Origin of the sequence: Tepidiforma sp. (genome assembly GCF_034433535.1) — a bacterium.
Taxonomy (GTDB): Bacteria; Chloroflexota; Dehalococcoidia; order Tepidiformales; family Tepidiformaceae; genus Tepidiforma.
The window spans coordinates 20,787-47,786 of sequence record NZ_DAOUAO010000082.1 but is presented as its reverse complement, the minus strand read 5'-3'; the positions used below and the strand labels follow the sequence as shown (position 1 = coordinate 47,786).

Below are 27,000 nucleotides of genomic sequence, written 5' to 3'. Positions count from 1 at the left end.
GGCATCGGGCGCGGCATGCCGGAGGTCGTGCCGGCCGCCTCCACCGATTATGTCTTCACGGCGGTGGCAGAGGAGCTCGGACTGGCCGGCGCGCTCGGGGTCGGGGTGCTCTACCTGGCGATGCTCGCCTCCGGCCTGCAGGTGGCCCGCGAAGCACCCGCCGCGTACGAGCGCCTGCTCGCCGCGGCCATCGCCCTGCTCATCGCCATCCAGGCTGCCGTCATCATCGCCGGGAACGTGCGGCTGATCCCCACCACGGGCATCACCCTGCCGTTCGTCAGCTACGGCGGGTCCAGCCTCGTGGTCAACTTCGGCCTCGTCGGCCTGCTGCTCGGCCTCTCGCACAGTGCCCGCGGGCCGCGCGACGGGAATGCCTAGAGCCGCACGAGCCGGACGTTGTAGATCCCGTCGATCGCCTCGATCGCCTGCAGCTGGTCCGAGGTCGGCTCCTCATCGACCGCGATCAGCATCAGCGCGCGGCCGCGGCGCGCCCGCCGGCCCACCTGCATCGACTGGATGTTGATGTCGAACCGGCCCAGCAGGGTGCCCACCCGGCCGATCATGCCGGGGCGGTCTTCGTTGTCGCAGACGATGATGCAGGTCCCGCGCTCCGGGGCGATGTCCACGTCGAGCCCGTTGATCAGGACGATGCGCGGCTGGCCCCGCTCGACCGTCCCGCCGACCATCACCTCCGCCTCGGAGGTCGTCACGCGGACGTTCACCAGGTTGAGGAATACCTCATGCGAGGCGCGGGTGCTCTCGCGGATGTCCCAGCCGCGGCTTGCCGCGGTCAGGTGAGCGTTGACGATGTTCACGTTCTCCTCGCTGATCGGGCGCAGCAGCCCCCGGATGACCGCCGCGCGCAGCGGGGTCGTATCGTGCTCGGTGATCTCCCCGTAGTACTCGATCTCGATCGCCTGCAGCTTGCCGGTCACCAGCTGGGTCGCGACCATGCCGAGCTGCTCCGCAACCCCCATGTATGGCCCCACCACCTGCAGCGTCTCGGGCGCCAGGAGCGGAGCGTTTACCGCATACCGGGCAGGGCGCCCTTCCAGCACATCGACGATCTGCTCGGCCACGTCGATGGCGACCCGCTCCTGAGCCTCGGCGGTCGACGCCCCGAGGTGCGGCGTGGTGATGATGCGGGGGTCGCCGAGCAGCGGGTTATCGGCGGGCGGCGGCTCCGCGGTGAAGACGTCCACCGCTGCCCCCGCGACCTTGCCGCTGGCCACCGCCTTCGCCAGCGCGGCCTCATCGATGATCCCGCCGCGCGCCACATTGATGATGCGCACCCCATCCTTCATGCGGGCGAGCTCCGCCTCGCCGATCATCCCCTGGGTGGCCGCCGTGAGCGGCGGATGAACCGAAATGAAGTCCGAGAGCATGAGCAGCTGCTCGAAATCGACCGACTCCACGCCCAGCGCCCGCGCCCGCTCCACCGGCACGAAGGGGTCGACCGCGAGGACCCGCATCTCCAGGGCGATGGCGCGGCGAGCCACTTCCGAGCCAATCTTGCCCAGGCCCACGATGCCCAGCGTCTTCCCGCGGACCTCGGTGCCGACGTAGCTCTTCCGATCCCACTTGCCCGAGCGCATCGAAGCATCGGCCTGCGGGACATGGCGCGCCAGCGCGAGCAGGAGAGCGATCGTGTGCTCCGCCGCCGCCACGGTGTTCCCCTGCGGGGCGTTCACGACGATCACGCCCCGCTCCGTCGCGGCATCGAGGTCGATGTTGTCCACGCCCACCCCGGCGCGGCCGATGACCTGCAGGCGGCTGGCGGCTTCGATGACGGGCCGCGTCACCTTCGTCTCGCTCCGCACCACCAGCGCCTCGAATTCCGGGATGGCCGCAATCAGCGAATCCTGCGGCAGCCCGGTCCGGACTTCAACATCGGCGACCCGGCGCAGAAGCTCGATTCCCTCGGGCGCAACCGGATCGGCAACGAGGACACGGGGACGGCGCGGTGTAGACATGGGCTGCAGCTTCTCCTTCAGCGTGGCAAGTGCGAGTTCGATGGCGGGCGGGATCCGGGTCTTGCCGGATTCCCAGCGGCTGACGGTCGCCTGGTCGACCCCCAGCGCCTCGGCGAGGGCGCTCTGCGAGAGCCCCAGGGCGATGCGCTCAGCGGCGAAGGCTTCGGGCTTCATCACCTATGCAGGATGCATGAAGATGCCCCGTCATGCAAATTGCATGGACGGGGCACGCGCGGAAGTCAACCAGGAAGCGCTATACCCGGGCGCCGGCCTCCGCCAGCAGCTTCTCCACCACGTCGAGCGCCTCCTCCACTTCGTGCTGCTGCACCCAGCCAAGGTGGCCGACCCGGAAAATCTTGCCTTCGAGCTTGCCCTGGCCGCCGCCGAGCACCACGCCGAACTCCTCGCGGGCGCGACGGCTGATCGCCTTGCCATCCACGCCCTCGGGCCACCACACCGCCGTGACGGTGTTCGAGGCATACTGCTCATCCACCGGCACCAGCTTCAGCCCCATCGCCTTGACCCGCTGGCGGGTGTAGTTCCCGATCGCCTCGTGCCGCGCGAAGATGCTTTCAAGCCCCTCCGCCCGCATCAGCTCGAACGCCTTGTCGAGCGCGTAATACACCGAGAGCGCCGGCGTCCACGGGTTCTGGAGTTTCGCCAGCGAATCGCGCGTCTTCGCGGCATCGAAGTAGAACCGCGGCATCTTCGCCTCGGCATTGGCCGCCCACGCCCGCTCGCTCATGTAGACGAACGCCAGCCCGGGCGGAACCATCCAGCCCTTCTGCGAGCCGCTCACCACCACGTCGAGGCCCCAGCGCTCCACCGGGCAGGGGATCGAGCTCATGCTGCTCACCGCATCTACGAGGATGAGCCGGTCGCGCTGGCGCACCTCGCGGGCGATCGCCTCCAGCGGGTTCGTCACGCCGGTCGAGGTTTCGTTGTGCGTGACCAGCACCGCCTTGATGGTCGGGTCCTCATCGAGCATGCGGCCGATGACCGCCGGGTCGGCGGCTTCGCCCCACTCAGTCGCATAGCTCACCACGTCCGCGCCGTACGTCTTCACGATGTTCTTGAAGCGGTCGCCGAAGGAGCCGATCGACACCGAAAGCACCCGGTCCCCGGGGCTCAGCGTATTCACCACCGCCACCTCGAGCCCGCCCGTGCCCGACGTGGTGAACGACAGCACGTCGGAGGAGCTCCCGAAGACCCAGTTCAGGCCGTCGGTCACGCGCCGGAGGATCTGGGCGAACTCGGGCCCGCGATGGTTCATCATCTGCATCGCGCCCGCAGCCAGGACCTCCTCAGGGCAGGGGGTGGGACCAGGGATGCGCAGGTTCACAGTCAGCTCCGTTGCCAGAAGTACCATCATCGTCAGCGGTTATCGGCGGTGGGTCAATCAGGGATACCGCCGCGCGCCAATGGTGGATTCGATACCAGTATTCGGCGCGAACCGTGCCGTCCTCCTTCCCGCAGCCGATGCGCATCTGCTGTGAACGGGTTGACCCATCTGCCGGCGCGGGCATATAGTCCGCCGAAAGTTACGGATTTCACAACCTCAGCCATGACGCTCGAAATCCCCGAAGTCGTCATCAATCGCCTGCCGGTCTATGCACGCGCCCTCGCCGACCTCGCCGCCCGCGGGGAAACGGTCGTGAGCTCGCAGGCCCTGGGCGAGCTGCTGGATGTGACCCCGGCCCAGATCCGCAAGGACCTTTCCTACTTCGGGCGATTCGGCAAGCAGGGGCGCGGCTATAACGTGCAGGGCCTGCTTCACCGCCTGCGCGAGATCCTCGGCATCGACCGCCAGTGGCGCCTCTGCCTGGTCGGCGTTGGGCGCCTCGGCCAGGCGATCGCCGAATACGGCGGCTTCGGGCCGCAGGGTTTCCACATCGTCGCCGCCTTCGACGCCAATCCGGCCGTCGTCGGGAAGCACGTCGGCGGTGTCGAAGTCCAGGATATCGCCCGCCTCGATGAGTACCTCGCCCACAATCGCGTCGATATCGGCATCGTGGCGGTGCCGGCGGCTGAAGCGCAGGACGTCGTCGACCGGCTCGTGCGCGGCGGCATCCGCGCCATCCTGAACTATGCGCCGGTTACCGCCCACGTCCCGCCGGGTGTCAGCATCCGCCACATCGACCCCGTTCTGGCCATGCAGAGCATGACCTACTACATCAAGCGGAGCGAGCCCGCCGGCGCCAAGTAGCATCTCCATTAAAGCGTTGAGGCACTGCGGGCGAGCGAGGCCCACAGGGCCCTGCGACAAGGTGTCAACCGCTCGAATCCGCTGGGAACGGCCGCGCCCTCCAGCCACGACCCGGCTGCGACTGTCGGCCCAGGTGCCTCCAACGGACGACTGGCTGCCGGGGCTGGCTACCGCTGCTCCGCCTGCGGGAACATCCCCACCAGGTTCTCTTCTTCGGTCGGCAGGCTGCGCTTGATGACGTCGAGGTGATCCAGCGCGATACCCGCCCCGATGGCCACGCACTCGAGCGGGTTATCGGCCACGTAGCAGGGCACCCCGGTTTCCTGCGTCAGCAGTTCGTCCAGGTGCCGAAGCAGCGCGCCGCCGCCCGTCAGCACGATGCCTCGGTCGATCACATCGGCCGCCAGCTCCGGCGGGGTCTTTTCGAGCACCGCCCGCACGGTCTGCACGATGGTTCCGAGGCAGTCCTGGATGGCCTGCGCCACCTCGGTCGACGTGAGCGAGATGGTCTTCGGCAGCCCGCTCAGCTGGTCGCGGCCTCGCACCTGCGTGGCCAGCCCTTCATCGATGGGAAGTGCGCTGCCGATGGCGATCTTGATCTCCTCGGCGGTCTTCTCGCCGATGATCAGGTTATGTCGCCGCCGCACATAGGCGATGATCGCCTCGTCGATCCGGTCCCCGGCCATCCGCACCGATTCCGACACCACGATGCCATACAGCGAGATGACCGCCGCCTCGGTGCGGCCGCCGCCGATGTTGACCACCATGTTGCCGCGGGCCGTGCCGATGGGGATGCGCGCACCGATGGCCGCGGCCAGCGGCTCGGGCACGAGGTGGGCCGGCTTGCGGGCACCCGCCTGCTCGGCGGCATCGCGGACGGCGCGCTGCTCAACGCTCGTCACGCCCGCCGGCACAGTGACCATCACCTCGGGCCGGATCAGGTTGAAGCGCCCGGTAATCTGCCCGATGAAGTAGCGCAGCATCGCCTCGGTCGTGAGGTAATCGGCGATCACGCCGTCGCGCATCGGGCGGATGACGCTGATCGAGCCCGGCGTGCGCCCCTGCATCGCCCGCGCCTCATTGCCGACCGCCACGATCGCGTTGTCGCGGTTATGCCGCGCCACCACGCTCGGCTCGTTCACCACGATCCCCTGGCCCTTCACGTAGACCAGGATGTTCGCGGTCCCGAGGTCGATGCCCACCTTCTTCGGGGCGAGGAATTCGAACGCCATCAGGCGCGCTCCACCTGCACGCCGACCGCCCGAAGCTTCTCATCAAGCCGCTCGTAGCCGCGGTCGAGGTGGTAGATGTCGTCGATGATCGTGGTTCCCTGGGCGACGAGCGCCGCGAGCAGCACGGCCGCGCCGGCACGCACATCGAGCGCCCGGACGCGGGTTCCGTGCAGCGGCGTGGGACCTGAGACAATTGCCGAGGAGCCGGTCGAGACGATTTCGGCGCCCATCTTGCGCAATTCGCCGACGTACAGCATGCGGTTATCGAACACGCGCTCGTGGATAATCGAGACCCCGTTAGCCTGGGTCAGCAGGGCCGCGAACGGGGCGTGCAGGTCGGTCGCCAGGCCGGGGTACGGCAGCGCCTGGAAGCTGACCGCCCGAATCGTCGCACCCGCCGCGACATGCAGCCCGCCTTCGACCGCGCGCACCTCGGCGCCGGTCGCCCGCAGCTTGTGCACGAGGGCGTCCATCACGCCGGCCGGGGCGTCGCGCAGGTAGAGCTCCCCGCCGGTCATCACCGCGGCGATGGCCCACGTCCCGGCTTCGATGCGGTCCGGCATGATGCGGCCGCGCGTCCCGTGGAGCCGCTCGACGCCCTCGATTTCGAGCATCTGGCTGCCGATGCCGCTGATTCGCGCCCCCATCGCGTTGAGCAGGTGGGCGAGCTCCTGCACCTCGGGCTCCGTCGCGGCGTTGACGATCGTGGTGTGGCCTTCGGCCAGCACCGCCGCCATCATCACGTTCTGCGTGCCCGAAACCGAGGGATAATCCATGAACACCCGGGCGCCGCGCAGTCCGCCGGCCGGGCCGCGCGCCACGAACCGCTCGCCCTCGCGCGAGACCGCCGCGCCCATCGCCTCGAACCCGGAAAGGTGGACATCGATCGGCCGCTGGCCGATGACGTCGCCGCCCGGCGGCGCCGAGGCCGCGAAGCCGTGCCGCCCGAGCAGGGGGCCCATCACCTGGAACGACGCCCGGTTCTCGCTGATCAGCTCCGTCGGCGCCTCGCAGGTCGAAGCCCCCGCCGCGTTCAGCCGCAGCGCGCCGCCCGGCAGGCGTTCGACCACGGCACCGAGGCTGGCCAGCAGCTGCCCGAGCGAATCGACATCCGAGATGTAGGGGACGTTCTCGAGGATGACGTCCTCATCGGTGAGGAGCGCCGCACACATCGCCGCGAGCGCGTGATTCTTCGCGCCCGATACCTCGATGGTCCCCCGCAGGGCCACCTCGCCCCGGACAATGTACCGCCCACCGCGGACGCGCGTTGTCATCTCACCGGCCAGTCTAGGGTTTCCTGCCCGATCACGCGAACCTCAGACACGACAACGGGGCAGGCCGTTGCTGACCGACCTGCCCCGCGGAATGGCGCTTCTCCCGGGCTACACCTGCGGCCGGCCGGTGGTCCGGCGGCGGCGCTGCTCGGCGACCCGCAGGCGCAGCAGGGCGCGCTGCAGCGCTGCCTGGGCGCGGGCGAGGTCGACATCCCGGTCGGCCTGCTCGCGGTACCGGCGGATGCGCTCCTCTGCGCGGCGGCGGGCTTCCTCAGCGCGGGCGATGTCGATCTCCTCGGCGGCTTCGGACGCATCGGCAAGGATGGTGATGCGGTCGTTGCGGACCTCCATGAAACCACCCGTGACGACGAACGACTCCTCCTGGCCGGCACGGCGCAACACCAGTTCGCCCGGCTCCAGCGTCGTCATAAGGGCGGCGTGCCGGGGATAGATGGCCAGCTGCCCCTCTGCACCGGGCGCGATCAGCGCATCGATGCCCTGCTCGACCCGCACCACGCGCTCAGCCGTCACCAGTTCGACCGTGAGCGGCATGGAATCAGCCCTCGGCCAGCCGCCGGCCCTTTTCGACCGCGCTGTCGATGTTGCCGACCATATAGAATGCCTGCTCCGGCAGGCCGTCGTGCTTGCCTTCGAGGATCTCCTTGAAGCCGCGCACCGTCTCGCGCACCGGCACGTACTGGCCGGGGTTCCCGGTGAACTGCTCGGCCACGAAGAACGGCTGCGTGAGGAAGCGCTGGATCTTGCGCGCCCGGGCAACAGTGAGCTTGTCTTCGTCGGACAGTTCGTCGATGCCCAGGATGGCGATGATGTCCTGCAGGTCCTTGTAGCGCTGCAGCACCCGCTGGACGCCCCGCGCCACCTCGTAGTGCTCCTGCCCCACGATGCGGGGCTCGAGCGCGCGGGAGAACGAGGTCAGCGGGTCCATCGCCGGGAAGAGCGCCTGCTCGGCGAGCGACCGCTCGAGCGCCACGACCGCGTCAAGGTGGCCGAAGGTGGTCGCCACGCCCGGGTCGGTGTAGTCGTCCGCCGGCACGTAGATCGCCTGGAACGAAGTAATCGAGCCCTTCTTGGTCGAGGTGATGCGCTCTTCCAGCTCGCCCATTTCGGTCGCGAGGGTCGGCTGGTAGCCCACCGCGGAGGGCATGCGGCCCAGCAGCGCCGACACCTCCATACCGGCGAGCGTGTAGCGATAGATGTTGTCCACGAAGAAGAGGACGTCGCGGCCTTCCTCATCGCGGAAGTACTCCGCCATGGTCAGGCCGGTGAGCGCGACCCGCAGGCGCACGCCGGGGGGCTCGTTCATCTGGCCGAAGACCATCGCCATCTTGGCGAGCACCCCGGATTCCTTCATCTCGTGCCAGAGGTCGTTCCCCTCGCGGGAGCGCTCGCCCACGCCGGCGAAGACCGAGTAGCCGCCGTGCTCGCGGGCGATGTTCGAAATCAGCTCCTGGATGACGACCGTCTTGCCGACGCCCGCGCCGCCGTACAGGCCGACCTTCCCGCCGCGCACCAGGGGCGCGATGAGGTCGATGACCTTGATGCCGGTCTCGAGCACGGACGGGGCGGTCTCCTGCTCCTCGAACGTGGGCGGCTCGCGGTGGATGGCCCAGCGCGGCGCGTCATCCGGGGCCGGGAGGTCGTCGATCGGCTGGCCGAGCACATTGAACATGCGCCCGAGCGCCTTCGGGCCCACCGGCACCGAGATCGGCGCGCCGGTATCGACCGCCCGAACGCCGCGGCGGAGGCCGTCGGTCGAGTCCATCGCGAGGCAGCGCACCCAGTTGTTGCCCAGGTGCTGCTGCACCTCGGTGACGAGCACCGAACCGTCGTCGCGAATGATGTTGACCGCGTTGAACAGCGCGGGCAGCTGATCGGGCGGGAATTCAACGTCGATAACGGTACCGATGACCTGGACGACGCGTCCCTCAGTAGCAGTCATGACCATGGCGAGACCTCCGGCGAATTCGCAGCAAGTTTGCAGTTGAGCGGGGCCGTCATGCGGCCACCTCCAGCAGCTGCCCGGGGTGCACCTCGAGCAGCGAGGCGTAGTCGCGGTGCGGGCCGGGCAGCTCCAGCCCGCGGGTGTAGTCCGTGCGCACCGCCCACACCGTCATCCCCGCCGCTTTCGCCGCGAGAATGCCGGCGGGCGCGTCTTCGAACACGAGGCAGGTCGCGGGCGCGCACGCCAGGAGCTCCGCGGTCTTCAGGTATATCTCCGGCGAAGGCTTGCCCTCCGCCACTTCGCTCCCGGTCACCACCACCGAAAACGCTTCCCGCAGCCCGATGCGATCGAGACAGGCTTCCACCCACGGGCGAATCGACGATGACGCGACCGCGAGCGGCACGTGCGCCGCAGCCAGCGCGGTCACCAGTTCGCGCGCGCCGGGGAGCGCCTCGCTGCGCGAGCGGTACTTCTCCAGCATGACCTCCCGGTAGGCGGCGGCGAACTCCTCGAGCGGGCGCTTCAGCCCCAGGTCCACCGCCATATCCTGCCAGCCGGTCTTGGTGCCCATGTAGGGCTTGTACGATTCCAGCGAGATCGAGAGACCCTCTTCGGCCAGCAGCTCGTTGACCGCCTCAAAATGCAGCGGCTCGCCGTCCACGAGGACGCCGTCCATATCGAAGATGACCGCTGCGAAGCGTGCCAGGGTCAACCCTCCAGCGCGGCCGCGCCGCCAACGATATCGAGGAGCTCCTTGGTGATCTGCTCCTGGCGGGCCTTGTTGTAGGTCAGCGTGAGCTCGCGGGTGATTTCGTTTGCGTTGTCGGTCGCGTTCTTCATCGCGACCATCTGAGCGCTCTGGAAGCTCGCAGCGTTCTGCAGGATCGCTTCGTACACCTGCATCTCCACATACCGCGGCAGCAGCTGCGCCAGCACCTCCTGGGGCGAGGGCTCGAAGATGTAATCCTGGGCGAAGCCCTCCCCGTCATCGCCTTCCGCCATCTGCGGGGGCTCGATGGGAAGCAGCTGCCGAATCACCGGGCGCTGCACGGCCGTCGAGACAAATTCGGGATAGCTGATGTAGACCCGGTCGATCACGCCCTCGAGGTAGTCATTCATGATCAGCCGGGCGATGCTTGCCGCATCCGACTGGGCGGGATAGTCCCCAAGCTCAGTGAACTCGGCGACCACATGCACGTGAGCGCGGATGAAGAAATCGCGCCCCTTCTTGCCCACCGCAACCACATCGACCGGCTCGTGCTGCATGGCGACCCAGGTCCCGGCGCTCCGGTTCAGGTTCGCGTTCAGGCCTCCGCAGAGCCCGCGGTCCGGCGTGATGTGCAGGAGCCCGATGTTCTTTACCTCGCGAGTCACCAGCAACGGGTGCGCGGGCCTTTCAGGGTCCACCATCGCGGCGGCAAGCCCGGCAATCACCGTCCGAAGCTTCTCAGAATACGGTTTCGCCTGGAGCGCACGATCCTGCGCCCGTCGCATCTTGGAAGCGGCCACGAGCTGCAGCGCGTTGGTGATTTTCGCCGTGTTCTTGACGCTCTGGATGCGTCGCCGAAGTTGCCGGATGGTCGCCATGCGTTCGTTCGTTCCCGGGCTGGCGGCCCAGCGGTGGGCCTGGTCGTCCGGCCTGGGGCCGGCTCGGATGCGGGAGCCGTGCCTTAGTAGGGCACCGTCTCCTTGAACGTTCGGATCACGTTCGTGATGCGCTCCTGCAGTTCGGGCGTCATCACCGGGTTCGCCTGGATTTCATCGAGCAGCGGCTTCTCGTTGCTCGCCAGATACTTGCGCAGCTCGTTCTCGAACGACCGCACCTTGGCAACCGGCACGTCGTCGAGCAGCCCGCTCGTGAGGGTGAAGATGACGATCACCTCCTCGGCAAGGCTGAGCGGCTGGAACTGGTCCTGCTTCAGGATCTCCGTCGCGCGCTGGCCGCGCTCGAGCTGGCGGCGCGTCGCGGCGTCAAGGTCGCTGGTCCCGAACTGGGCGAAGGCGGCCAGCTCGCGGTACTGCGACATGTCGCCCTTCAGCCCGCCCGAGACGGACTTCATCGCCTTCGTCTGCGCTGCCGAACCCACCCGGCTCACCGAGAGGCCGGTGTTGATGGCAGGGCGGATGCCCGCGTTGAAGAGGTCCGCTTCGAGGTAGATCTGCCCGTCGGTAATCGAAATGACGTTCGTCGGAATGTACGCCGAAACGTCGTTCGCCTGGGTTTCGATAATCGGAAGCGCGCTGAGCGAACCACCTTTCTCGAGGCGCGCGGCGCGTTCCAGCAGGCGGCTGTGCAGGTAGAACACGTCACCGGGGTACGCTTCGCGGCCCGGCGGGCGCCGCAGCAGCAGCGACATCTGCCGGTACGCCCAGGCGTGCTTGCTCAGGTCGTCGTAGACGATGAGCGCATCCCGCCCGGACTCCATAAACTCCTCGCCCATCGCGCAGCCGGCATACGGCGCGAGGTACTGCAGCGCGGCCGACTCCGAGGCGTTCGCGGCGACGACGATGGTGTGCTCCATCGCCCCGTACTCCTCGAGGATGCCCACCACCTGGGCGACCTTCGCGGCCTTCTGGCCAATCGCCACGTAGATGCAGATGAGGTCGCCGCCCTTCTGGTTGATGATCGTGTCGAGCGCGATGGCCGTCTTCCCGGTGGAGCGGTCGCCGATGATCAGCTCGCGCTGGCCCCGGCCGATGGGGAACATCGCGTCGATCGCCTTGATGCCCGTCTGCACCGGGACGGACACGCTCTTCCGAAGCGTCACGCCGGGGGCGATGCGTTCGACCGGGCGGGTCTTCGTCGTGTTGATCGGCCCCTTCCCGTCGATCGGATTGCCCAGCGGGTCGACCACACGCCCGATGAGCGCGTCGCCAACGGGCACCTCGATGACGCGCCCGGTGGAGCGGACCTCGTCGCCCTCCTTGATGGCCGCATAATCGCCCAGGATGACGGCGCTGACGGATTCCTCTTCCAGGTTCAGCGCGATGCCCATCGTGCCGTTCGGGAACTCCAGCAGCTCCGAGTACATAGCCCCCGAAAGCCCGTGGATGCGCGCCACGCCGTCGCCGGCCTCAATAACCGTGCCGACGTCGGTGGCCGTCACCTTCGACCCGAAGTGCTCGATCTGCTCGCGAAGGATCGATGCGATTTCCTCAGCACGTACTGCCATGCGGCATTACCTCTTCCAATTTCACTCGCCCGTCAGCGGGCTCCCTCCAGTTCGCGGCGAAGCGCCTTCAGCCGCGTCCGAATGCTTCCATCGATCAGGCGGTCGCCGACGCGGATGATCGCCCCGCCGATGATGCTCGGGTCGACCCGGTTCGTGGCGACGACCGTCTCGCCGAGCTGCTCGCCGATGCGCCGCGAAATCTCCTGCAGGCGCTCCTCGGAAAGCGGCACGGCGGTGGTCACCTGCGCATGCGCGATGCCTTCGTAGGCATCGGCGAGGCGGTTGAACGCTTCCGCCACCGCCCGCGCATCCAGCGACCGCCCCTTCTGCACCAGAAGTTTTGCCAGGTTCAGCGCCAGCGGCGAAACTTCCAGGACGCGTTCCAGTGCGGCGAACCGTTGCTCCAGTGGCACTTTCGGATCCGCCAGGACGGGTGCCAGTTGCGAATCAACCAGCACCGTCGCGATGTCTACGAGGTCGCTTCGCCAGCGGGAAACCTCGCCGCGCTCACGCGCCAGCTCAAAAGCGGCCTGTGCATACCGGCGGGCTGCCGCGACGTTCGCCATCGTCAGTTCCCGCTGAAGCGCGACTCCGCAAGCGTCTCATCGATGACACGCTGGTGCGCCTGCGGGTCGAGCGATTGGTTGATGACTTTTTCGGCGGCAGCAACCGTAATGGCCGCGAATTCCCGCCGCAGCTCGGCGATTGCACGGTCGCGCTCGAGCTGGATCTCGTTCCGGGCGCGCTCCAGAGCCGCCTCGCGCTCCCGCGCCGCCTGCTCGCGCGACTCCGTTTCGATGCGGGTAGCAATCGCCTGGGCGTTCGCGACGATTTCCTGCCCTTCCTTCCGCGCGGCGTCGAGCTGGGCCTGGATGTTGGCCTGTGCGGAGGCGGCCTCCTGCCGGGCGATCTCCGCGGCGTTGAGCCCTTCCGCGATGCGCTGGCGCCGTTCGTCGAGCATTTTCAGGACGGGCCGGTACAGCGTCAGCCGCAGAATGACAAGCAGCACCGCAAAGTTCACGAACTGCGCAATCAACTGCGGAAGGCTGATACCGAGGGCGCTAAATGCCTCGCCCATATCCGTACTACCCCTTTCTTTGCTCCCCGCGCAGGCGGGAAGTCCGCGCTGGTGACTAGATAACGAACGCGATGATGAGCGCGGAGAGGAGGGCGTAAATACCGATCGCTTCGGCGAATGCGACGCCAAGGATCATGTTGGTCTGGATGGCTGCGCGCGCCTCGGGATTGCGGCCCAGGGCCTCCATCGCCTTACCCACGAGCATGCCGATGGCGAGCGCCGGGGCGATACCGCCCACGGCCATGGCGATCGCCGCGCCGATTGCCTTGGCGCCGTCGGTCTCGAGGATCACGAGGAACGGCAGATACGAGAGAAGGTCCATGGTTGCTTGCCTCCGTTGCACCCTTCCGGGGTGCGTTGTTCTGATGTGCCTGCGAACAGGCGCTTAGTGCGCCTGGACTGCCCTCGGTTCGTGATGGCCCGCCGCGCCGTGCGCTTCGCCATGGCCATGCTCTTCATCGTGCTCCTCGCCGTGATGCTCAACCGCGCCGACCGCGAACACGAGCAGCAGCAGTGAGAAGACGATCGCCTGGATGAGCCCCACGAAGAGTTCGAGGCCGTAAATCCCAAGCGGTGCGAGGAACGGGACGAGATAGGTAAGGATGAGCAGCAGCACGCCGCCCGCGAAGATGTTGCCGAAGAGGCGGAACGCGAAGCTGATGATGCGGATGAACTCCGAAAGCAGCTCGAGGAAGCCGACGAAGGTCAGGATCGGGTTCTTCAGGGGGTTGATGAAGAACTTGCCGAGGTAGCCGAAGCCGAGCGACTGGAAGCCCCAGAACTCGATCACCAGGAAGGCGAAGATCGCCAGCGCCAGCGTGTTATTGAGGTCGCTGAACGTCGCCCGGAAGAACGGATAGACCATCGCGACCTTATCGCCGGGGAACTCTACGCCGCCGAACGCCTGCCCCAGGGCCACGCTTTCGACAGCCCCGTGGTCAGCACCGCCCTCGCCATGCGCGTCGGCCGGCAGGAACTTCGGCGCCTTCGGGTCGGCGTTGAGGGCCGCGAGCGCCGCCGCGACATCTTCGGGCGCGGCGTGGCCGTGCTCAGCCTCGCCGTTCGACTCGGCGCCGTGCGAGGGCGCGAAGTCCGTGTAGAACTCAGCCAGCGCGATGATGTAGCGGTCGAGGACGTCGCCGGGCGCCTCGCCCGTGTGGATGTCGAACTTGAACGTGCCCGCGCCGCTCTGCACCAGCCCGAGGCCGCCGGCGTCTTCCATCTGCCATGCAAAGAAGTGCTTGTCCTTATCGAACGGCTTCCCGGCCTCGGCTTTATCCTGGATCTCGTGGAAGATCTCGTGCCCGTAGTCCTTGGTAATACCGATCGCCTTGTAGAAGGGCAGAAGCGCGAGCCAGTTCGCCATGAGGATGAAGAGGAAGAAGGTCGCGACCACCGGGAAGAAGCGCCGCGCGTTCACCTCGCCGGCGATCTCCTCCACCTGGCCGTAGAGGAACTCAATGACGGATTCGATGAAGTTCTGCGCCCCCGAGGGGATGAGCTTCATGCTGCGGGTCATCAGGAAGGTGCCGACGATCAGCACGAGCATGGTCAGCCACGCAGCCATGAGTGTGGACGTGACCTGGAAGAGCCCGAGGTCCCAGAGCACGTCGCCGGGGATGACGATGTGCGGTTCGGGCCCGGCAGCGAACACGAAGCCGGCGGCGATGACCGCGAGCGCAATGACTGCGATGAGGATGATTTTCAACCGACCTCACTCCGGTGGCTCATCATTGAGCCGGCTCACCAGGGGCTGCAGCATACGGTATCCGCCGTAGAGCGCCACGGCGAGCCCGAGCACAATCCCTGCAAGCGTGAATATGGGCTCGAGTCCGGTCGCGTCATCGGCCCACCGGCCGAGAGCGACCCCGAGGATCACGGCGGTGGCGAAGAACCAGCCGGCGCCGAGCAGGGACACGGCCGGAACCGCCCACCTGCTCATGCGCCTCTCCCCGGGCGCCCGGTCTCCAGACCCCGCGCATCATAGGACGATTGTGAAGCAATGCGCAAGCGGTCACAGGCCGCCGGGGGCACGAATTCTTGAGGCGTGTTAGCGCTTATCGAAGTCATCGAGGTCCAGCCCCTCGATGAACTCCTTGAACACGCCCAGCTTCTCCAGCTCCTCCGGGTCCACCGGGCGGGTCTCCTCCACCGGGGCAGTCCGCGACTTCGCCGACTCCTCCGTCTCGCCTTCCTCCAGGATTACCCCCGCCCGGTCGAGCACGGACTCCTCCGCGAAGATCGGCGCATCCACCCGCACCGCCAGCGCAATCGCATCCGAAGGCCGGCTATCCACTTCCAGCGTGCGCCCGTTCACATCGAGCACGATGCGGGCGTAGAAGGTGTCGTTCTCCAGGTCGTTCACAACGATGTAGGCCACGCGCGCGCCCAGCTGCTCGATCATGTTGCGGAGCAGGTCGTGCGTGAGCGGCCGCGCGACCGAGACGTCCTGCAGGCGGACGGCGATCGCGTCGGCCTCAGCGGGCCCGATCCAGATCGGCAGGTAGCGGTCGGAATCCTTCTCGCGAAGGATGACCACGCGCTGGTAGTTCATCAGGCTGAGCCGGATGCTCTCGATGCTCAGCTCTCTCACGTGACGCCTCCCGGGAAGGGGTGCGGGTGCCACCCTCCCGTGGTCGATGATAGGTTCGGCCAGATCAGGGAGTCAACGACTGCGCACCACACCCACCATGGGGCCGGACGGCGCCCCGCGGCCGCGCCGCAGATTCACAGCGGCCACCGCGCCAATCCCCCCGGCCAAGAGCGCCAGCACCGGCGTCACCCCCACCACATCGCTCAGCGCGCCGGCCGCCAGCACCGGCAGCGACGAGGCCACCGCCGAAAGCGCCGCCTGGGTGGCCCCTACCCTCCCGCGCAGGTAGAGGGGCACGCGGTCGTCCAGCACCGTTTGGCCGGCCACGTTGACCATCGCATAGGCGAACCCGAGCGGGAACGAAAGGCACATCGCGACCACACCGCCGCCATCGAACCGGCCGATCTGCACGCTGTTCAGCCAGCTGAAGATCCCGTAGCCGCCCAGGAACGCCGCCAGCTCGTTCACGAAAGCCAGCAGCCCCAGGCAGACCACGAAGACAAAGAACCCGGCCGAACTGAGCACGCTGTGGGGGAGCCGCCGCGCCACCATGCCAGCGAGCCGCAGCCCCAGCGCGACCCCCAGCGCAGCCGGCAGCAGCACGATCGCCCCGAGGTCGACCCGCATGCCCAGCGTCTCCGTGATGTAGGTCGGGATAAGGCCGCTGAGGATGATTACCGCCGTCGAAATCAGCGTGAGCTCGATCGCCGCGTGGAACACCGCCCGGTCGGACCGCATCGCCCGCCAGCCGACCGCCCACCACGGGCCGCCCGGCTCGCCGCCGATCTCCCGCCGTTCCGGCGAAGCCGTGCTCCCAATCAGCAGCGCCTGCACGGCCGCGACCAGGAACAGTGCGCCGCAGATCGCGAACAGCGCATCGCGGCTATCGAACACCCGCAGCACGACCGGCGTCAGCACGCCAAGCCCCACGAGCTGCGCCGCCCCGCCGACCGCCTGCCCGATGGCATTGGCGCGGGCGAGGTCCTCCCGCCGCACGATCGCCGGCAGGATGGCGCCCTCCGCCGAGCTGGCGAACTGCGTGGCGGTTGCGAGCAGGATGGCCACCAGGTAGTAGCTGGCAGTTGAGCCACCATGGAGCAAGAAGAGCAGGCAAAGGGCCGCCCGCACGAGGTCACCGCCGAAGACGAGCAGCCGCTTCGGAAGCATGTCCGCCGCCGTGCCGGCGAGCAATCCAGCCGCCGTCGAAGGCACCACCAGCGCAAGCACCAGGAGCGACGTCAGGAACGCCCGCCCGGTCTCTTCGGTAATGAGCAGGACGAGCGCGAAGTTGATCGCGTTCTGCGCCACCCGCGAACAGAAGCGCGTGTAGCTGAGCATGCGGAAGGGCCGCTGCTGGAGGAGGGGCACCTGGCGGGTTGGGACCTCCTCATGCATTGGGCGGAAGCAACCTTCGAGCGCGCGCCTCGAACTTGCGCCGCTCCAGGAGAACACGTCGACCGCAGGTGAGGCATTCGATACCGATATCCGCACCGACCCGATAGACGCGCCACTGCCAGCCCCCGCACGGGTGCTGCCGTCGCATCTCGTAGACCTCGCCCTCCCGAATCTCGGCGATCATGCCGGCCGAAGCGCAGTCCGGAGTTCATCACGAAGACGCCGGGCAGCATCGGAGGCGGCCGTGGCGGCGTCCTCCCCCTTCCCGGCGTAGAGGATGCTGCGCGACGCGTTGACGACAACCCGGCCCGGGGTACTGCCGGCTGCGGCAATCACTTCCGCCGCGCTTCCGCCCTGTGCACCGACGCCCGGGACCAGAAGCGGCACCTCGGGGAGCAGCGACCGAATGCGGCGAAGCTCGTGTGGAGCTGTTGCGCCGACGACAAGGCCCACGTGTTCGCCCCAGCCGGCCGCTTTCAGTGCGATTCGCTCGTACAGCGGCTCTCCGCCGTGGAGTGCGAGGGCCTGGAAGTCTGCTGCGCCGGGGTTGGAAGTGCGTGCCAGCACGAACACACCGCGGTCGCGGTAAGCAAGATATGGCTCGACCGAATCTCGCCCGAGGTAGGGGTTCACGGTCACTGCATCGAACCCCCAGGCTTCGAACAGCGCCCGGGCGTAGGCGGCGGCGGTGTTGGGCACGTCGCCGCGCTTCGCGTCGCCGATGACCGGGATGCCCTCCGGGATCGCCGCCAGCACTTGCTCCAGCGCCCGCAGGCCCGCGATTCCCCACTGTTCGAAAAAGGCGAGATTGGGTTTGAAGCAGGCCGCGAATTCGGCCGTGGCCGCGACTATATCGCAGAGGTACGGGGCCACGTCGTCGACCGCGTGGAGCTCGCGGTCGGGGTCGAGCCCAACGCAGAGCAGGGAGTCCGCCTCGCGAGAGCGCGCCTCGAGCCGTTCGAAAAACGTCATCGATTCGCCTCCTGCTCGGCTGGCGTGAACCCCAGCGCGGCCATCGTAGCACGCAGCCGCTGCCGATCGCCGCTAACGATGAGGTCGAGACCCCCCGGCCCGGGCGAGAGGGCGTCGGCGTCGCAGAGCAGGTCGACGGCGCGGCGCGCCGCGGCTTCTGACGTGTCCACGACCTCCACGGACGGGAAGAGTCGGGTGATGGCTTCGCCGAGGAAGGCATAGTGCGTACAGCCGAGCACGACGGTATCCGCTCCGCGCCCGACCGCCGGTCCGAGCAGCTGTTCGAGGCGCGCCGCAATCGCCGGACCTGAGATGTCGCCGCGTTCGACCATATCTGCCAGCCCTGTTCCCGCGACTGCGGTCACCTTCGTGCCTCGCCCGAACTGCTCGACCACGCGATCGTACAGCTCGCCGTCGAGCGTGCCGGCCGTGGCAAGGACCGCGACATGGCCGGATTTCGAACGCAGGGCCGCCGGCTTGACGCCCGGCACCATGCCCACGAAGGGAACCCCCGGGAACGCTTCCCGCAACTCGCGGAGTGCAGCGGCGGACGCGGTGTTGCAGGCAACGATGATCAGCTTGACATCGCTCTCCAGCAGCCGATGGGTGATGGCGAACGCGCGTTTCCGCACCTCGGCCGGCGGGCGCGGACCGTAGGGGAACCACGCCGAATCGGCGAAGTAGATCACGCGCTCGGCCGGAGCGAGCTGCCGAAAGGCCCGCACCACCGCGAGGCCCCCGACGCCCGAATCGAACGCACCAACCGGCCGCGCATCCACGACCGCGAGGATAGCACGGGATGCGGCAAACCCCCGGGTGCGCGAAAGTCAGGCGATGCGCTCCTTCGACGTCCTGCTCCTCCCCCCGGCCGCGCCGTGGCCCGCCGCCGACGCCGTCGCCGTCGTCGATTGCCTGCGCGCCACGACGATGGCCGTGAAACTGCTCGATGCCGGAGCGCAGGGCGTCATCGCGGCAGTCAGCGAATCCCTCGCGCGCCAGCTGGCGGCCTCCACGGGCGCGCTCCTTGCGGGGGAGGTCGAGGGGCTGCCGCCGGTCGGCTTCGACCTCGGTAACTCGCCCGTCGCGGTCGACCCGACCATGGTCGCGGGTCGCGAGGTCGTTCTCTTCACCACCAACGGCACCCGCGCCCTCGCCGCCGCCCGCGGGCGGGTGGTGGTCGCCGGGGCGGCGGTCAACGCAGCCGCCTGTGCGCGCGTTCTGGCGCAGGCCGAATCCGCGCTCATCGTCTGCGCGGGCGAAGCGGGAGGCACCGCCTTCGCCCTCGAGGACCTCGCCGCCGCAGCCTGCATCGCCCGCACGCTCGTCGCCGCGCACCCCGGGGCCATCCCCGGCGACGGGGCGCGCCTCGCCCTCGAGCTGGCCGACCCGCCCGCGCTCATCCCGGCCGCACAGCACGCGGACGCCCTCCGCCGACTCGGCCTCCACGCCGACATCGACCTCGCGGCGCGGGTCGACACCAGCGAGGTCGTCCCCGTCGTCACTGCCCGCGGGGAGGGCTGGGTTCGCCTCGAACCGGCCCCCGGCTGACCTCCTGCCAGCGCCGCTCCAGCGCCCTCAGCCGTGCCGGGTCCGGCTCGCGGCCGCCGTAGCGGGCCTCTTCGAACAGCCGCGTGATCTCGTCCGTCACGTCGGTCGCGTAGGCATCGTGCAGGCGCGGCGCGAACTCATGCGGCGTGGCCCAGTGCGGCCGCTCCAGCCCGCGGCGCCCGGCGTCCTCGAGGACTTCCAAGTAGAGCCGGGCTGCTCGCGAGGTCGCGCTCGGCCGGTGCCTGGATTTCCGGGGCACGAACGCACCGAGCAGCGCACGCACGTCCTGGCCCAGCCCCCCGGCGTGACCGCTCTGCGCTGCGCCCTCACGAAGGCGGGCATACCGCTTCCGCACCCGTGCCCAGGCGATGAGCACCCCTGCGACCAGCGCGAAAAACAGCAGCAGTCCGAGGGTGCGCAGCCCGAACAACCCGATCCTCTCGGGGGTCGAAGGCTCCGATTCGGAGGCTGCCGCCTCCCGCGATGGTTCCCTGGCGAGGTCGGCCAGCCCCTCGAACGGGTCGATCCCACGGAACAGGCGCTCGAACACCTCCGTCAGCGCCCAGGCAATCGGCGTGAGCACGATCGTCAGGACCAGCTCGAAAGCGCGCCCGACCGGCGGCCCGACCACCGGCCCCAGGCGGTCGCCCAGCAGGCCGAACAGCACCAGGCCGGCGAAGGCCAGCCCTGCGGTCGCCCCGAGGAGCGTGACCACCACCCCGCTGGAGCGCATCGCGCCGAGCGTTTGGCCGCTCAGGGCCAGCTGCGAGGCGGCCAGCGCGAGCACGGCCGCGGCGAAGAACCCCGCCGCGAGACGGCCGACTTCCCCCGCCTGCGGCCCGGCGGCCCCGAGTACCGTGGCGGCGATGACCACCGCGAACGGGAGCGCCATCGTTTTCGGCAGCAGCTCCAGGTCGAGGTCCTCGTCGGCGCGGGCGGCCCCGCGGGCCCAGCCGATCGCCAGCAGCATTGCCGAGAGCACCGCCGGCGCGCCCTCCCGGAGCGTCGCTTCGGTGTCCGAATAGAAGTCGCCCAGCCAGCCGAAATCCCACAGCCGAAAGTCGCCGGCGACGTCGACCCGGATGAGCAGGTAGATGAGCCCTGCGCCGATGGCAGCATCGATGAGCGCCGCACGCCGGGGGTCCGACGATCGCCGCAGCCATCGCGGCAGCACGAACGCCGTGACCACTGCCGCCAGGTACGAGGCGGCTCCCGCGGGGCGCAGCGCATCATCGCCAAACGCCCCGCCGGCCAGCGCTGCCACGACGGCGAGCATCAGCGCCTCCGCCACCAGCGCTGCCGCGTACGCCAGGCCGCCGATCACACCAGCACCTCCGCCCGCTGGAAGCGCCCGCCCACCCGGTGGACAGGCACCCCGGCGGGTACCGCCGCCGCGGCCCGGTCGGACACGGCAACCACGTGCACCCGGTGCCCCTCCGCGGCCAGCCGCCCCAGCACCGCAGCCAGCGGCTCGGGGATGAGCGACGCGATCAGGACCAGCGTCGAACCCGCCTCGAATCGGCCGCTCTCCCGCCGGATCGCCCCGGACAGATCGCCCATCGTCAGCGGCTGCACAACCGCGAGCGCTTCGAGGAGGCGAACGAGCTGCTCCCGGGAACGGGAAGGAGCAACCCGGATGGGCCGGTCGGCACCTGGATAGGCGCCGTTCGCCAGCATGCCGACCGCATAACGCGACCCGGCAGCCCAGGTGGCCAGCGACGCAGTCACCGAGACCAGCTGCTCCAGCTCCTCCGAGAGGTAGCCCTCCCAGGCGTGCTCCATCGTGTCGATGTTCAGCAGCAGGTACAGCTGCCGCGTTGCCGAAGGCTCGTACACGCGGGAGCGCAGGTCCCCGGAGCGCGCAGTCGCCTTCCAGTCGATCCGCCGGAGCGGGTCCCCGGGGCGATACTCGCGCAGCCCCGCGATGCGCAGCGGGTCTTCGAAAATCCGCTCCCCGCCGCGGAGGTCGCCGAAGGGGCGCTCCGCCTCGAGCCCCAGCTCTTCGAGCCGGTACACCCGCGGATAGACGACCAGATGGTCGCGCCCGTCATCTTCGATGCGACGGGGCCACGCGCCAATCAGGTCGGCCGAACGGAGCGAGGCCGGCCCGATGGGGTGATACCCGCGGCGCGCGGGTTCGAGCACCACCCGCCACCGTTCGACCGCGTACCAGCCCGCGGCGCCGCGCCGCACCAGGTAGTGCAGCCCGGGCACCGCCGAGGCCGCCAGCCGTTCCCCGGCAACCCCGAGGTGCTCGCCGAGCGCCAGCCGCCATTCGAACCACGGCAGCGGCAGGAACTTGCGGTTCTCCAGCTCCACCTCGAGTTCGGTCGGCTCCCCGATGAACACGCGCCGATTCGCAAGCTTCCGCCGCAGGGCCACGCGGTCGAACAGGTGGTTCGACCACTGCCGCGCGCCGATGCCCAGCACCATCACGGCCAGCCCGAGCAGGGCCACCGCGGGGAGCTCCGCACCAAACCCAACCACAAAAAGCAGCCCCCCAATGAGCGGCCACGAATCGCGGAAGGGCATCGCTCATCCCTCCACGGGCACCGGCACCCGCTGCAGCACCTCGGCGAGGACCTCATCGGCCGAACGCCCCCGCAGGCGGGCCTGGGTCGAAAGGATCAGGCGGTGCCCGAGCACATACGGCGCCATCTGCTTCACGTCGTCGGGGAGCACGTAGTCCCGCCCATCGAGCGCCGCACGCGCCCGCGCCGTCCGGAAGAGCGCCAGGCTCGCCCGCGGACTGGCGCCCAGCTCGAACGCCGGGTCCTCGCGCGTCGCTCGCACCAGCTGGACCACATACCGCCGAACCGGCGGCGCCACGTGGAGGTGCCGCAGCCGGCCCGCCAGGTTGACCAGCGTGGCCGCATCGGCGACCGGCCCCAGCGCCTCGAGCGGGTTCGAGGTTTCGAACCGCGCCAGCATCTCGTCCTCCTCGTCCTCTCCCGGGTAGCCGAGCCGCAGCCGCACCAGGAAGCGGTCGAGCTGCGCCTCCGGCAGCGGGAAGGTGCCCTCCAGCTCGACCGGGTTCTGCGTCGCCAGCACCAGGAACGGCCGCGGCAGCCGAACCGTCACGCCCTCCACAGTCAGCTGGCGCTCCTCCATCGCCTCCAGCAGCGCCGCCTGGGTCCGCGGCGTCGCGCGGTTGATCTCGTCCGCGAGCACCACCTGCGCGATGAGGGGACCTTCGCGAAACACAAATTCGCCCAGCTTCTGGTTGTAGTAGTTGATGCCCGTGATGTCCGACGGCATCAGGTCGGGCGTGAACTGGATGCGGCGGAAGGAGCAATCGAGCGACCGGGCGAGCGCCTTCGCCAGCGTGGTCTTGCCGATGCCCGGCACGTCCTCCAGCAGGATGTGGCCCTCGCAGAGGAGCGCCACGAGCGCCAGGTCGACCACCTCGGTCTTGCCGACGATGACGCGCTCGACGTTCTGGCGCAGGCGGCGTGCGGTGTCGCGGATCAGCGCGACCTCGTCCGCGCTCAGCCGTTCCGAAGGAGGTGTGTCGTCCATGGTGGGCGGATGGTAGCCGCTCCGGGCAGCGGGCGCGAACCTTGGGCCTGCGCGCTCCGCTTCGTAGACTGGCCGGGTGCCCTCCGTCCAGGCCATCCGCCTCGGCGATAACGCGGTCTATCTCCTTGAGCTCGGCGGCTGCCGCGTCCTCATCGATACCGGGCCCGACTTCCACGGCGCCTCCGATACCCTTCGGTCGGCCCTGGGCGGCCGCCTGCCCGATGCGGTCATCGCCACCCACGGCCACCTCGACCACGCCGGGCTCGGCGCCTGGTGGCAGGAGCGCGGCGTGCCCGTGGCCCTGTTCGAAGCCGACCACCCCCTGGCGACCGGCCAGGCGCCGGGCGACGCCGAGTTCGACGGGCTCATTCGCTACGCCCGCGAGAGCGGCGCCCCGCCCGCTGTCGTGGCGGACGCCGTCGAAGCCGTCGAACGCCGCCGCGCCTGGACGCGCTCTGCCCGCGCCGCTGACGGGTACCTGCCAGCGCGCGACCGCCGCTGGCCGACGGGACTGCGCTATCGGCCGTTCACCCCGGTCAGCCCGGCGCAGGTTCAGCTCCCCGGCGAGCTCCAGCTGCTGCCCTGCCCCGGCCACACCCCCGGCAACGCGGTCGCCTTGGTCCCGGCCGAGGGCTGGCTGTTCTCCGGCGACCAGCTCCTCCCCGGGCTGACGCCGACCCCGGCCCTGCAGGCGGCCCCGCCGGGCACCGGTCCCGACTGGCGCTACCGCAGCTTCCCTGCCTTCCTGCGGTCGCTCGCCCGGGTCCGCGCGTTGCGCCCATCCCGCTGCTTCCCGGGCCATGGCGCGCCCTTCGACGGCGTCGACGCGGTCATCGGCCGGGACCTCGACCAGGCCGAACAGCGCCTGGAGCGCACCCGCGAGGCGCTGGAGCGCATCGGCCCGGCCCCGGTCTACCGCATCGCCGAGGAGCTCTACCCGCGCGCGGCGGCACGCCGCTTCTGGCAGATCGTGGCGACCGTGCAGGGTCTGCTCGATGAGCTGGAGGCGCGGGGGCGGGCCGCGCAGCGCGGCGCGGATTGGCTCCCGGCTCAGGCGGCCCGCAGCACCCGCTCCTGAGCCATCCCGGGCACATCGTCCGGCTCGAGCCAGCCGACGAGCAGGTCGTTGCGCTTGATGACCACCCGTTCGCCGGCCATCCCCGGCACCAGGACCGCCTCGAACTCCGCCGGCGCACAGGTGGCCACCTCCTCCACGGCGTCGACGAGCAGCGCGGTCGCGCCCTCGCCCGCGGCCACCACCACCAGGCGCTTCCGGTCGCTGTCCTCCCCCGCCGGCAGCCCGAGCGCCGCGGCGAGGTCGATCACCGGGATGGCGTGTCCGCGCACCTGGGCAAGCCCCAGCACGTGCGGCGGCGCCCCCGGCATCGGCGTCAGCGGCGGCGGGACGAGGATCTCCCGCACGTGGTCGATATCGATGGCGTGGTGCGTCTCGCCAACGGCGAAGATGACGCACTGGACCGGCCGGTTGGGCAGCGAAGCTCGGCGCAAGGGGCACCCTCCTGCCGGGGTTGTCGGCGCGAAAGCGCGCGGCTGGAGGCTCCAGAGGCCCTTTTGCTAGCATTGTCACGTGAGCTTTACCGACGTGGCACACGCCCGTCTCGAGACCATCGGCTTCCGCTCAACGGCCCCTCGGCGGGCGGTGCTCCAGGCCATCGAAGAGGCGGGCGAGCCGTTCACCGTCGAAGACCTCCTCGCGCGGCTCCCGCACGTCGGCCGCGCCACCGTCTTCCGCACGATCAAGCTGCTCCAGGAGCTCGAACTCCTCTGCCGCGTCCCGCTCGAGGACGGCAGCGTGCGCTACCAGCTCAGCCAGGGCGGCCACCACCACCACCTCGTCTGCCGCACCTGCGGCCGGTTTACCGAATTCACCGACCTCGAACTCGACGCGCGCATCCAGGAGCAGGCGCGTTCTCACGGGTTTACCCTCGAAGGGCACAGCGTGGAGCTCTACGGCGTGTGCCAGGCGTGCTCCGCTCAGGGCTGATCAGGACGCCGGGGTGGCGGAATGGCAGACGCAGCCGGCTTAAACCCGGCGGCCGAGAGGCATGTGGGTTCGAATCCCTCCCCCGGCATTCGCCGCCTCCCCGGCGCGCGAAGGTGGAGTTGGGGGCCGGCGCCGGGTGACGAAGCTGCACGGGCGGGCGCGCGCGACTTCACCCAGAACCTGCGGGCCGGCGGGTCGAGCACCTGTCCTGGCGGAGGCGCCAGGCCCCACGGGCGCGGACTCTACCAGCCCTGCGCCCGCCCGCGGTCAACTTATGACAATCCGGATGGTGAATTTTCCCGCCCGCGATTATGACCGGTGCGGCGTCACTTCCCGCTCGTAGGGCGTCGCGCTCTTCGCCACCTGCCGGAACGGGTCGAACATCGTGTCGAACCGCCGCACCTCGAATGGACGGCGAATCCCCTGGTGCTCGCAGGCCGACCCCACCGAGCAGCTCGCGCAGCAGTACTTCCGACCGGCCATGATGTGCGGCGGCGGCGTGTAGACTGCATGGCAGCGGATGCAGCGCGGCTGGTCGTCGTTGCTCATCGAGGGCCCCCGTCCTGATCGATTCGACCGCCATTCTGCCATGCATGCGCCTTGCACACAGCCAACCCCACGGGGAGCCGTATGGTCAGGATCAACCGCGTCTACACCCGAACCGGCGACGCCGGAACCACCGCCCTCGGCGGCGGGCAGCGCGTCCCCAAGGACAGCCTCCGCATCGAGGCGTACGGCACTGTCGATGAGCTCAACAGCGTCATAGGCGTGGCCATCGCCGCCGGCCTCCACGAGTCCCTCCGCGAACCCTTCCACGTCATCCAGCAGGTGCTCTTCAACCTCGGCTCCGACCTCTGCATCCTCGAAGAGGACAAGGAGCGCCTGCCCGTACCCCGCATCGAACCCCGCCACGTCGAACAGCTCGAGCAGTGGATGGATAGCTGGAACGAAGCGCTCGAACCGCTCACCAGCTTCATCCTCCCCGGCGGCGACCTCGCGGCTGCCCAGCTGCACGTCGCCCGCACCGTGTGCCGCCGGGCCGAGCGCATCGTGGTCACGCTCGCCCGCGAGGAGCCGATTGGCCAGCACGTTGTGCCCTACTTGAACCGCCTCTCCGACCTCCTCTTCGTCGCGGCACGCCGGCAGGCCCAGCTCGCAGGGATCGGCGACATCCTCTGGGATAGCCGCCGCTATTGAGCAATCCGCGCCGCATCCAGCGGCCCACCATCCAGCCAGGGAGTTGAGCGAAGTGGCACGGTTTACGGGAAAACATGTATTCGTTACGGGCGGCGGCACCGGCATAGGCCTCGCCTGCGCCCGCCGCATCGCCGAAGAGGGCGGCAGCGTGACCATCGCCGGCCGCCGGGAGTCGGTCCTGCAGGAAGCTGCGGCCGCGCTCGGCTCCGCCGCCGATTACATCGTGTGCGATGTCGCCAGCGACGCCTCGGTCGAGGCCGCCCTCGCCGAGCTGCAGCGCCGCCACGGCCGGCTCCACCTCGCCGTCAACGCGGCCGGCACCGGCACGGTCGGCAGCGTTCTCAACGGGCCGGTCAGCGAGTTCACCCGGGTGCTCGACACCAACCTGACCGGCGTCTACCGGGTCATGCAGCACGAGGCCCGGCTGATGCGGGAATCCGGCGGCGGCAGCATCGTGAATATCAGCTCGATTGCCGGCACCCACACCCACCGCTGGATGACCGCCTATTGCGTGGCCAAGGCCGGCCTCAACATGCTCACCCGCTGCGCCGCCGATGACCTCGGCGAGTTCCGCATTCGCGTCAACGCGGTCGCGCCCGGCCTCGTGCCGACCGACCTCGCCGCCGGGCTGGTCGCCAACGAGGAAACCGTCGCCGAATACCTCCGCCGCATGCCGCTCGCCCGCCTCGGCACCACCGACGACATCGCGAACACCGTGGCCTTCCTCCTGAGCGACGACGCCGACTGGGTCACCGGCATGGTCCTGCCCGCCGACGGCGGCCACCACCTGCGCCAGGGCCCCGATCTGCTCCACCAGTTCCGCGCCTACTTTCCCTCCGCCTGACTTGACAGCCGCCGGCCGCCCCCTACCC

At 69.2% G+C, this 27,000-nt stretch carries 31 protein-coding genes and 1 tRNA gene; 8 read left to right on the top strand and 24 right to left on the bottom strand.

Features of this window, described 5'->3' with window-relative positions:
* Nucleotides 1-378, top strand: a 378-nt coding sequence (locus VAE46_RS04825; protein WP_322795784.1) for an FtsW/RodA/SpoVE family cell cycle protein, incomplete at its 5' end; no start/stop codon positions are given.
* On the opposite strand, the gene serA is transcribed toward VAE46_RS04825, so the two are convergent.
* Together serA and VAE46_RS04815 are read right to left on the bottom strand one after the other, a co-directional pair.
* Nucleotides 375-2,147 carry a phosphoglycerate dehydrogenase gene (gene serA, locus VAE46_RS04820; protein WP_322795783.1) on the bottom strand — a complete coding sequence of 591 codons (1,773 nt, stop codon included), beginning with the start codon at nucleotides 2,145-2,147 and terminating at the stop codon, nucleotides 375-377. The two genes, VAE46_RS04825 and serA, sit on opposite strands and share 4 nt — an antisense overlap.
* 79 nt (nucleotides 2,148-2,226) lie before the next feature.
* Nucleotides 2,227-3,315, bottom strand: a complete 1,089-nt coding sequence (locus tag VAE46_RS04815; RefSeq protein ID WP_322795782.1) for an alanine--glyoxylate aminotransferase family protein — start codon at nucleotides 3,313-3,315, stop codon at nucleotides 2,227-2,229.
* A gap of 222 nt (nucleotides 3,316-3,537) precedes the next feature.
* Here VAE46_RS04815 and VAE46_RS04810 point away from each other — a divergent pair, with 222 nt between their 5' ends.
* Complete coding sequence (locus VAE46_RS04810; RefSeq protein ID WP_322795781.1) at nucleotides 3,538-4,179, top strand: redox-sensing transcriptional repressor Rex; 642 nt, start codon at nucleotides 3,538-3,540, stop codon at nucleotides 4,177-4,179.
* Nucleotides 4,180-4,346: 167 nt separating this feature from the next.
* Here the strand turns inward: VAE46_RS04810 and VAE46_RS04805 are convergent, their stop codons facing one another.
* From VAE46_RS04805 to murI, 17 genes are all read right to left on the bottom strand, one after another.
* Entirely contained in the window at nucleotides 4,347-5,411 is a 1,065-nt protein-coding gene (locus VAE46_RS04805; RefSeq protein WP_322795780.1) for a rod shape-determining protein, read from the bottom strand.
* Nucleotides 5,411-6,685, bottom strand: coding sequence for a UDP-N-acetylglucosamine 1-carboxyvinyltransferase (gene murA, locus VAE46_RS04800; RefSeq protein ID WP_322795779.1), 1,275 nt, complete (start codon nucleotides 6,683-6,685; stop codon nucleotides 5,411-5,413). The genes VAE46_RS04805 and murA overlap by 1 nt, the downstream gene beginning before the upstream one ends.
* 108 nt (nucleotides 6,686-6,793) lie before the next feature.
* On the bottom strand, nucleotides 6,794-7,237 hold the full coding sequence (locus VAE46_RS04795; protein ID WP_322795778.1) for a F0F1 ATP synthase subunit epsilon: 444 nt from the start codon (nucleotides 7,235-7,237) through the stop codon (nucleotides 6,794-6,796).
* 4 nt (nucleotides 7,238-7,241) lie between these two features.
* A complete protein-coding gene (atpD, locus tag VAE46_RS04790; protein ID WP_416223943.1) occupies nucleotides 7,242-8,645 on the bottom strand; it encodes a F0F1 ATP synthase subunit beta in 1,404 nt (467 codons plus the stop codon).
* A 55-nt stretch (nucleotides 8,646-8,700) separates the two neighbouring features.
* Nucleotides 8,701-9,360, bottom strand: a complete 660-nt coding sequence (locus tag VAE46_RS04785) for an HAD family phosphatase (protein ID WP_322795776.1) — start codon at nucleotides 9,358-9,360, stop codon at nucleotides 8,701-8,703.
* Complete coding sequence (atpG, locus tag VAE46_RS04780) at nucleotides 9,357-10,235, bottom strand: ATP synthase F1 subunit gamma (RefSeq protein ID WP_322795775.1); 879 nt, start codon at nucleotides 10,233-10,235, stop codon at nucleotides 9,357-9,359. The genes VAE46_RS04785 and atpG overlap by 4 nt, the downstream gene beginning before the upstream one ends.
* 83 nt (nucleotides 10,236-10,318) lie before the next feature.
* On the bottom strand, nucleotides 10,319-11,821 hold the full coding sequence (atpA, locus tag VAE46_RS04775; protein ID WP_322795774.1) for a F0F1 ATP synthase subunit alpha: 1,503 nt from the start codon (nucleotides 11,819-11,821) through the stop codon (nucleotides 10,319-10,321).
* Between the two features lie 32 nt (nucleotides 11,822-11,853).
* Complete coding sequence (atpH, locus tag VAE46_RS04770) at nucleotides 11,854-12,387, bottom strand: ATP synthase F1 subunit delta (RefSeq protein ID WP_322795773.1); 534 nt, start codon at nucleotides 12,385-12,387, stop codon at nucleotides 11,854-11,856.
* Nucleotides 12,388-12,389: 2 nt separating this feature from the next.
* Nucleotides 12,390-12,899: a F0F1 ATP synthase subunit B gene (gene atpF / locus VAE46_RS04765; RefSeq protein WP_322795772.1), complete on the bottom strand. Its 510-nt coding sequence runs from the start codon at nucleotides 12,897-12,899 to the stop codon at nucleotides 12,390-12,392.
* A 55-nt stretch (nucleotides 12,900-12,954) separates the two neighbouring features.
* On the bottom strand, nucleotides 12,955-13,221 hold the full coding sequence (locus tag VAE46_RS04760) for an ATP synthase F0 subunit C (RefSeq protein WP_322795771.1): 267 nt from the start codon (nucleotides 13,219-13,221) through the stop codon (nucleotides 12,955-12,957).
* Between the two features lie 63 nt (nucleotides 13,222-13,284).
* Nucleotides 13,285-14,607, bottom strand: a complete 1,323-nt coding sequence (locus VAE46_RS04755; protein WP_322795770.1) for a F0F1 ATP synthase subunit A — start codon at nucleotides 14,605-14,607, stop codon at nucleotides 13,285-13,287.
* 6 nt (nucleotides 14,608-14,613) lie between these two features.
* On the bottom strand, nucleotides 14,614-14,817 hold the full coding sequence (locus VAE46_RS04750) for an AtpZ/AtpI family protein (protein WP_322795769.1): 204 nt from the start codon (nucleotides 14,815-14,817) through the stop codon (nucleotides 14,614-14,616).
* A 132-nt stretch (nucleotides 14,818-14,949) separates the two neighbouring features.
* Nucleotides 14,950-15,492 carry a bifunctional nuclease family protein gene (locus VAE46_RS04745; RefSeq protein ID WP_322795768.1) on the bottom strand — a complete coding sequence of 181 codons (543 nt, stop codon included), beginning with the start codon at nucleotides 15,490-15,492 and terminating at the stop codon, nucleotides 14,950-14,952.
* A 72-nt stretch (nucleotides 15,493-15,564) separates the two neighbouring features.
* Nucleotides 15,565-16,887 carry an MFS transporter gene (locus VAE46_RS04740; RefSeq protein ID WP_322795767.1) on the bottom strand — a complete coding sequence of 441 codons (1,323 nt, stop codon included), beginning with the start codon at nucleotides 16,885-16,887 and terminating at the stop codon, nucleotides 15,565-15,567.
* Nucleotides 16,880-17,071, bottom strand: coding sequence for a DUF951 domain-containing protein (locus VAE46_RS13520; RefSeq protein WP_416223942.1), 192 nt, complete (start codon nucleotides 17,069-17,071; stop codon nucleotides 16,880-16,882). The genes VAE46_RS04740 and VAE46_RS13520 overlap by 8 nt, the downstream gene beginning before the upstream one ends.
* Nucleotides 17,068-17,859: an orotidine-5'-phosphate decarboxylase gene (gene pyrF / locus VAE46_RS04735; RefSeq protein ID WP_322795766.1), complete on the bottom strand. Its 792-nt coding sequence runs from the start codon at nucleotides 17,857-17,859 to the stop codon at nucleotides 17,068-17,070. Before pyrF ends, VAE46_RS13520 begins: the two co-directional genes overlap by 4 nt.
* On the bottom strand, nucleotides 17,856-18,638 hold the full coding sequence (murI, locus tag VAE46_RS04730) for a glutamate racemase (RefSeq protein ID WP_322795765.1): 783 nt from the start codon (nucleotides 18,636-18,638) through the stop codon (nucleotides 17,856-17,858). The genes pyrF and murI overlap by 4 nt, the downstream gene beginning before the upstream one ends.
* Before the next feature lie 37 nt (nucleotides 18,639-18,675).
* On the opposite strand from murI, the gene VAE46_RS04725 reads away from it, so the two are divergent.
* Nucleotides 18,676-19,407, top strand: coding sequence for a 2-phosphosulfolactate phosphatase (locus VAE46_RS04725; RefSeq protein ID WP_322795764.1), 732 nt, complete (start codon nucleotides 18,676-18,678; stop codon nucleotides 19,405-19,407).
* On the opposite strand, the gene VAE46_RS04720 is transcribed toward VAE46_RS04725, so the two are convergent.
* From VAE46_RS04720 to VAE46_RS04710, 3 genes are read right to left on the bottom strand one after another with little or no spacing between them, the layout of a single operon-like run.
* Nucleotides 19,358-20,731, bottom strand: coding sequence for a DUF4129 domain-containing protein (locus VAE46_RS04720; RefSeq protein WP_322795763.1), 1,374 nt, complete (start codon nucleotides 20,729-20,731; stop codon nucleotides 19,358-19,360). The two genes, VAE46_RS04725 and VAE46_RS04720, sit on opposite strands and share 50 nt — an antisense overlap.
* The gene (locus VAE46_RS04715; RefSeq protein ID WP_322795762.1) at nucleotides 20,728-21,939 is read right to left on the bottom strand and encodes a DUF58 domain-containing protein; all 1,212 of its coding nucleotides are present in this window, start codon (nucleotides 21,937-21,939) and stop codon (nucleotides 20,728-20,730) included. Before VAE46_RS04715 ends, VAE46_RS04720 begins: the two co-directional genes overlap by 4 nt.
* A gap of 3 nt (nucleotides 21,940-21,942) precedes the next feature.
* Nucleotides 21,943-22,926, bottom strand: coding sequence for a MoxR family ATPase (locus tag VAE46_RS04710; RefSeq protein WP_322795761.1), 984 nt, complete (start codon nucleotides 22,924-22,926; stop codon nucleotides 21,943-21,945).
* A 76-nt stretch (nucleotides 22,927-23,002) separates the two neighbouring features.
* On the opposite strand from VAE46_RS04710, the gene VAE46_RS04705 reads away from it, so the two are divergent.
* A complete protein-coding gene (locus VAE46_RS04705) occupies nucleotides 23,003-24,004 on the top strand; it encodes an MBL fold metallo-hydrolase (RefSeq protein ID WP_322795760.1) in 1,002 nt (333 codons plus the stop codon).
* Here the strand turns inward: VAE46_RS04705 and VAE46_RS04700 are convergent.
* The gene (locus tag VAE46_RS04700; RefSeq protein WP_322795759.1) at nucleotides 23,977-24,435 is read right to left on the bottom strand and encodes a chemotaxis protein CheW; all 459 of its coding nucleotides are present in this window, start codon (nucleotides 24,433-24,435) and stop codon (nucleotides 23,977-23,979) included. The two genes, VAE46_RS04705 and VAE46_RS04700, sit on opposite strands and share 28 nt — an antisense overlap.
* Nucleotides 24,436-24,514: 79 nt before the next feature.
* Between VAE46_RS04700 and VAE46_RS04695 the strand changes: the two genes are divergently transcribed.
* Both VAE46_RS04695 and VAE46_RS04690 read left to right on the top strand, forming a co-directional pair.
* Entirely contained in the window at nucleotides 24,515-24,931 is a 417-nt protein-coding gene (locus VAE46_RS04695; RefSeq protein ID WP_322795758.1) for a Fur family transcriptional regulator, read from the top strand.
* A 7-nt stretch (nucleotides 24,932-24,938) separates the two neighbouring features.
* A tRNA-Leu gene (locus VAE46_RS04690) sits at nucleotides 24,939-25,019 on the top strand.
* 221 nt (nucleotides 25,020-25,240) lie between these two features.
* Here VAE46_RS04690 and VAE46_RS04685 read toward each other — a convergent pair.
* Nucleotides 25,241-25,480: a hypothetical protein gene (locus tag VAE46_RS04685; RefSeq protein ID WP_322795757.1), complete on the bottom strand. Its 240-nt coding sequence runs from the start codon at nucleotides 25,478-25,480 to the stop codon at nucleotides 25,241-25,243.
* 81 nt (nucleotides 25,481-25,561) lie between these two features.
* Here VAE46_RS04685 and VAE46_RS04680 point away from each other — a divergent pair, with 81 nt between their 5' ends.
* The gene (locus VAE46_RS04680) at nucleotides 25,562-26,128 is read left to right on the top strand and encodes a cob(I)yrinic acid a,c-diamide adenosyltransferase (protein ID WP_322795756.1); all 567 of its coding nucleotides are present in this window, start codon (nucleotides 25,562-25,564) and stop codon (nucleotides 26,126-26,128) included.
* A gap of 52 nt (nucleotides 26,129-26,180) precedes the next feature.
* Entirely contained in the window at nucleotides 26,181-26,972 is a 792-nt protein-coding gene (locus VAE46_RS04675) for an SDR family oxidoreductase (RefSeq protein WP_322795785.1), read from the top strand.
* The last annotated feature ends 28 nt before the right edge of the window (nucleotides 26,973-27,000 follow it).

Bases quoted from the DNA above. Each gene is read 5' to 3' on its own strand.
- serA (WP_322795783.1), bottom strand. From the start codon at position 2,147: ATGAAGCCCGAAGCCTTCGCCGCTGAGCGCATCGCCCTGGGGCTCTCG.
- VAE46_RS04810 (WP_322795781.1), top strand. From the start codon at position 3,538: ATGACGCTCGAAATCCCCGAAGTCGTCATCAATCGCCTGCCGGTCTAT.
- VAE46_RS04805 (WP_322795780.1), bottom strand. From the start codon at position 5,411: ATGGCGTTCGAATTCCTCGCCCCGAAGAAGGTGGGCATCGACCTCGGG.
- murA (WP_322795779.1), bottom strand. From the start codon at position 6,685: ATGACAACGCGCGTCCGCGGTGGGCGGTACATTGTCCGGGGCGAGGTG.
- VAE46_RS04795 (WP_322795778.1), bottom strand. From the start codon at position 7,237: ATGCCGCTCACGGTCGAACTGGTGACGGCTGAGCGCGTGGTGCGGGTC.
- atpD (WP_416223943.1), bottom strand. From the start codon at position 8,645: ATGACTGCTACTGAGGGACGCGTCGTCCAGGTCATCGGTACCGTTATC.
- atpG (WP_322795775.1), bottom strand. From the start codon at position 10,235: ATGGCGACCATCCGGCAACTTCGGCGACGCATCCAGAGCGTCAAGAAC.
- atpA (WP_322795774.1), bottom strand. From the start codon at position 11,821: ATGGCAGTACGTGCTGAGGAAATCGCATCGATCCTTCGCGAGCAGATC.
- atpH (WP_322795773.1), bottom strand. From the start codon at position 12,387: ATGGCGAACGTCGCGGCAGCCCGCCGGTATGCACAGGCCGCTTTTGAG.
- atpF (WP_322795772.1), bottom strand. From the start codon at position 12,899: ATGGGCGAGGCATTTAGCGCCCTCGGTATCAGCCTTCCGCAGTTGATT.
- VAE46_RS04760 (WP_322795771.1), bottom strand. From the start codon at position 13,221: ATGGACCTTCTCTCGTATCTGCCGTTCCTCGTGATCCTCGAGACCGAC.
- VAE46_RS04740 (WP_322795767.1), bottom strand. From the start codon at position 16,887: ATGCATGAGGAGGTCCCAACCCGCCAGGTGCCCCTCCTCCAGCAGCGG.
- VAE46_RS13520 (WP_416223942.1), bottom strand. From the start codon at position 17,071: ATGATCGCCGAGATTCGGGAGGGCGAGGTCTACGAGATGCGACGGCAG.
- pyrF (WP_322795766.1), bottom strand. From the start codon at position 17,859: ATGACGTTTTTCGAACGGCTCGAGGCGCGCTCTCGCGAGGCGGACTCC.
- VAE46_RS04715 (WP_322795762.1), bottom strand. From the start codon at position 21,939: ATGCCCTTCCGCGATTCGTGGCCGCTCATTGGGGGGCTGCTTTTTGTG.
- VAE46_RS04710 (WP_322795761.1), bottom strand. From the start codon at position 22,926: ATGGACGACACACCTCCTTCGGAACGGCTGAGCGCGGACGAGGTCGCG.
- VAE46_RS04685 (WP_322795757.1), bottom strand. From the start codon at position 25,480: ATGAGCAACGACGACCAGCCGCGCTGCATCCGCTGCCATGCAGTCTAC.
- VAE46_RS04680 (WP_322795756.1), top strand. From the start codon at position 25,562: ATGGTCAGGATCAACCGCGTCTACACCCGAACCGGCGACGCCGGAACC.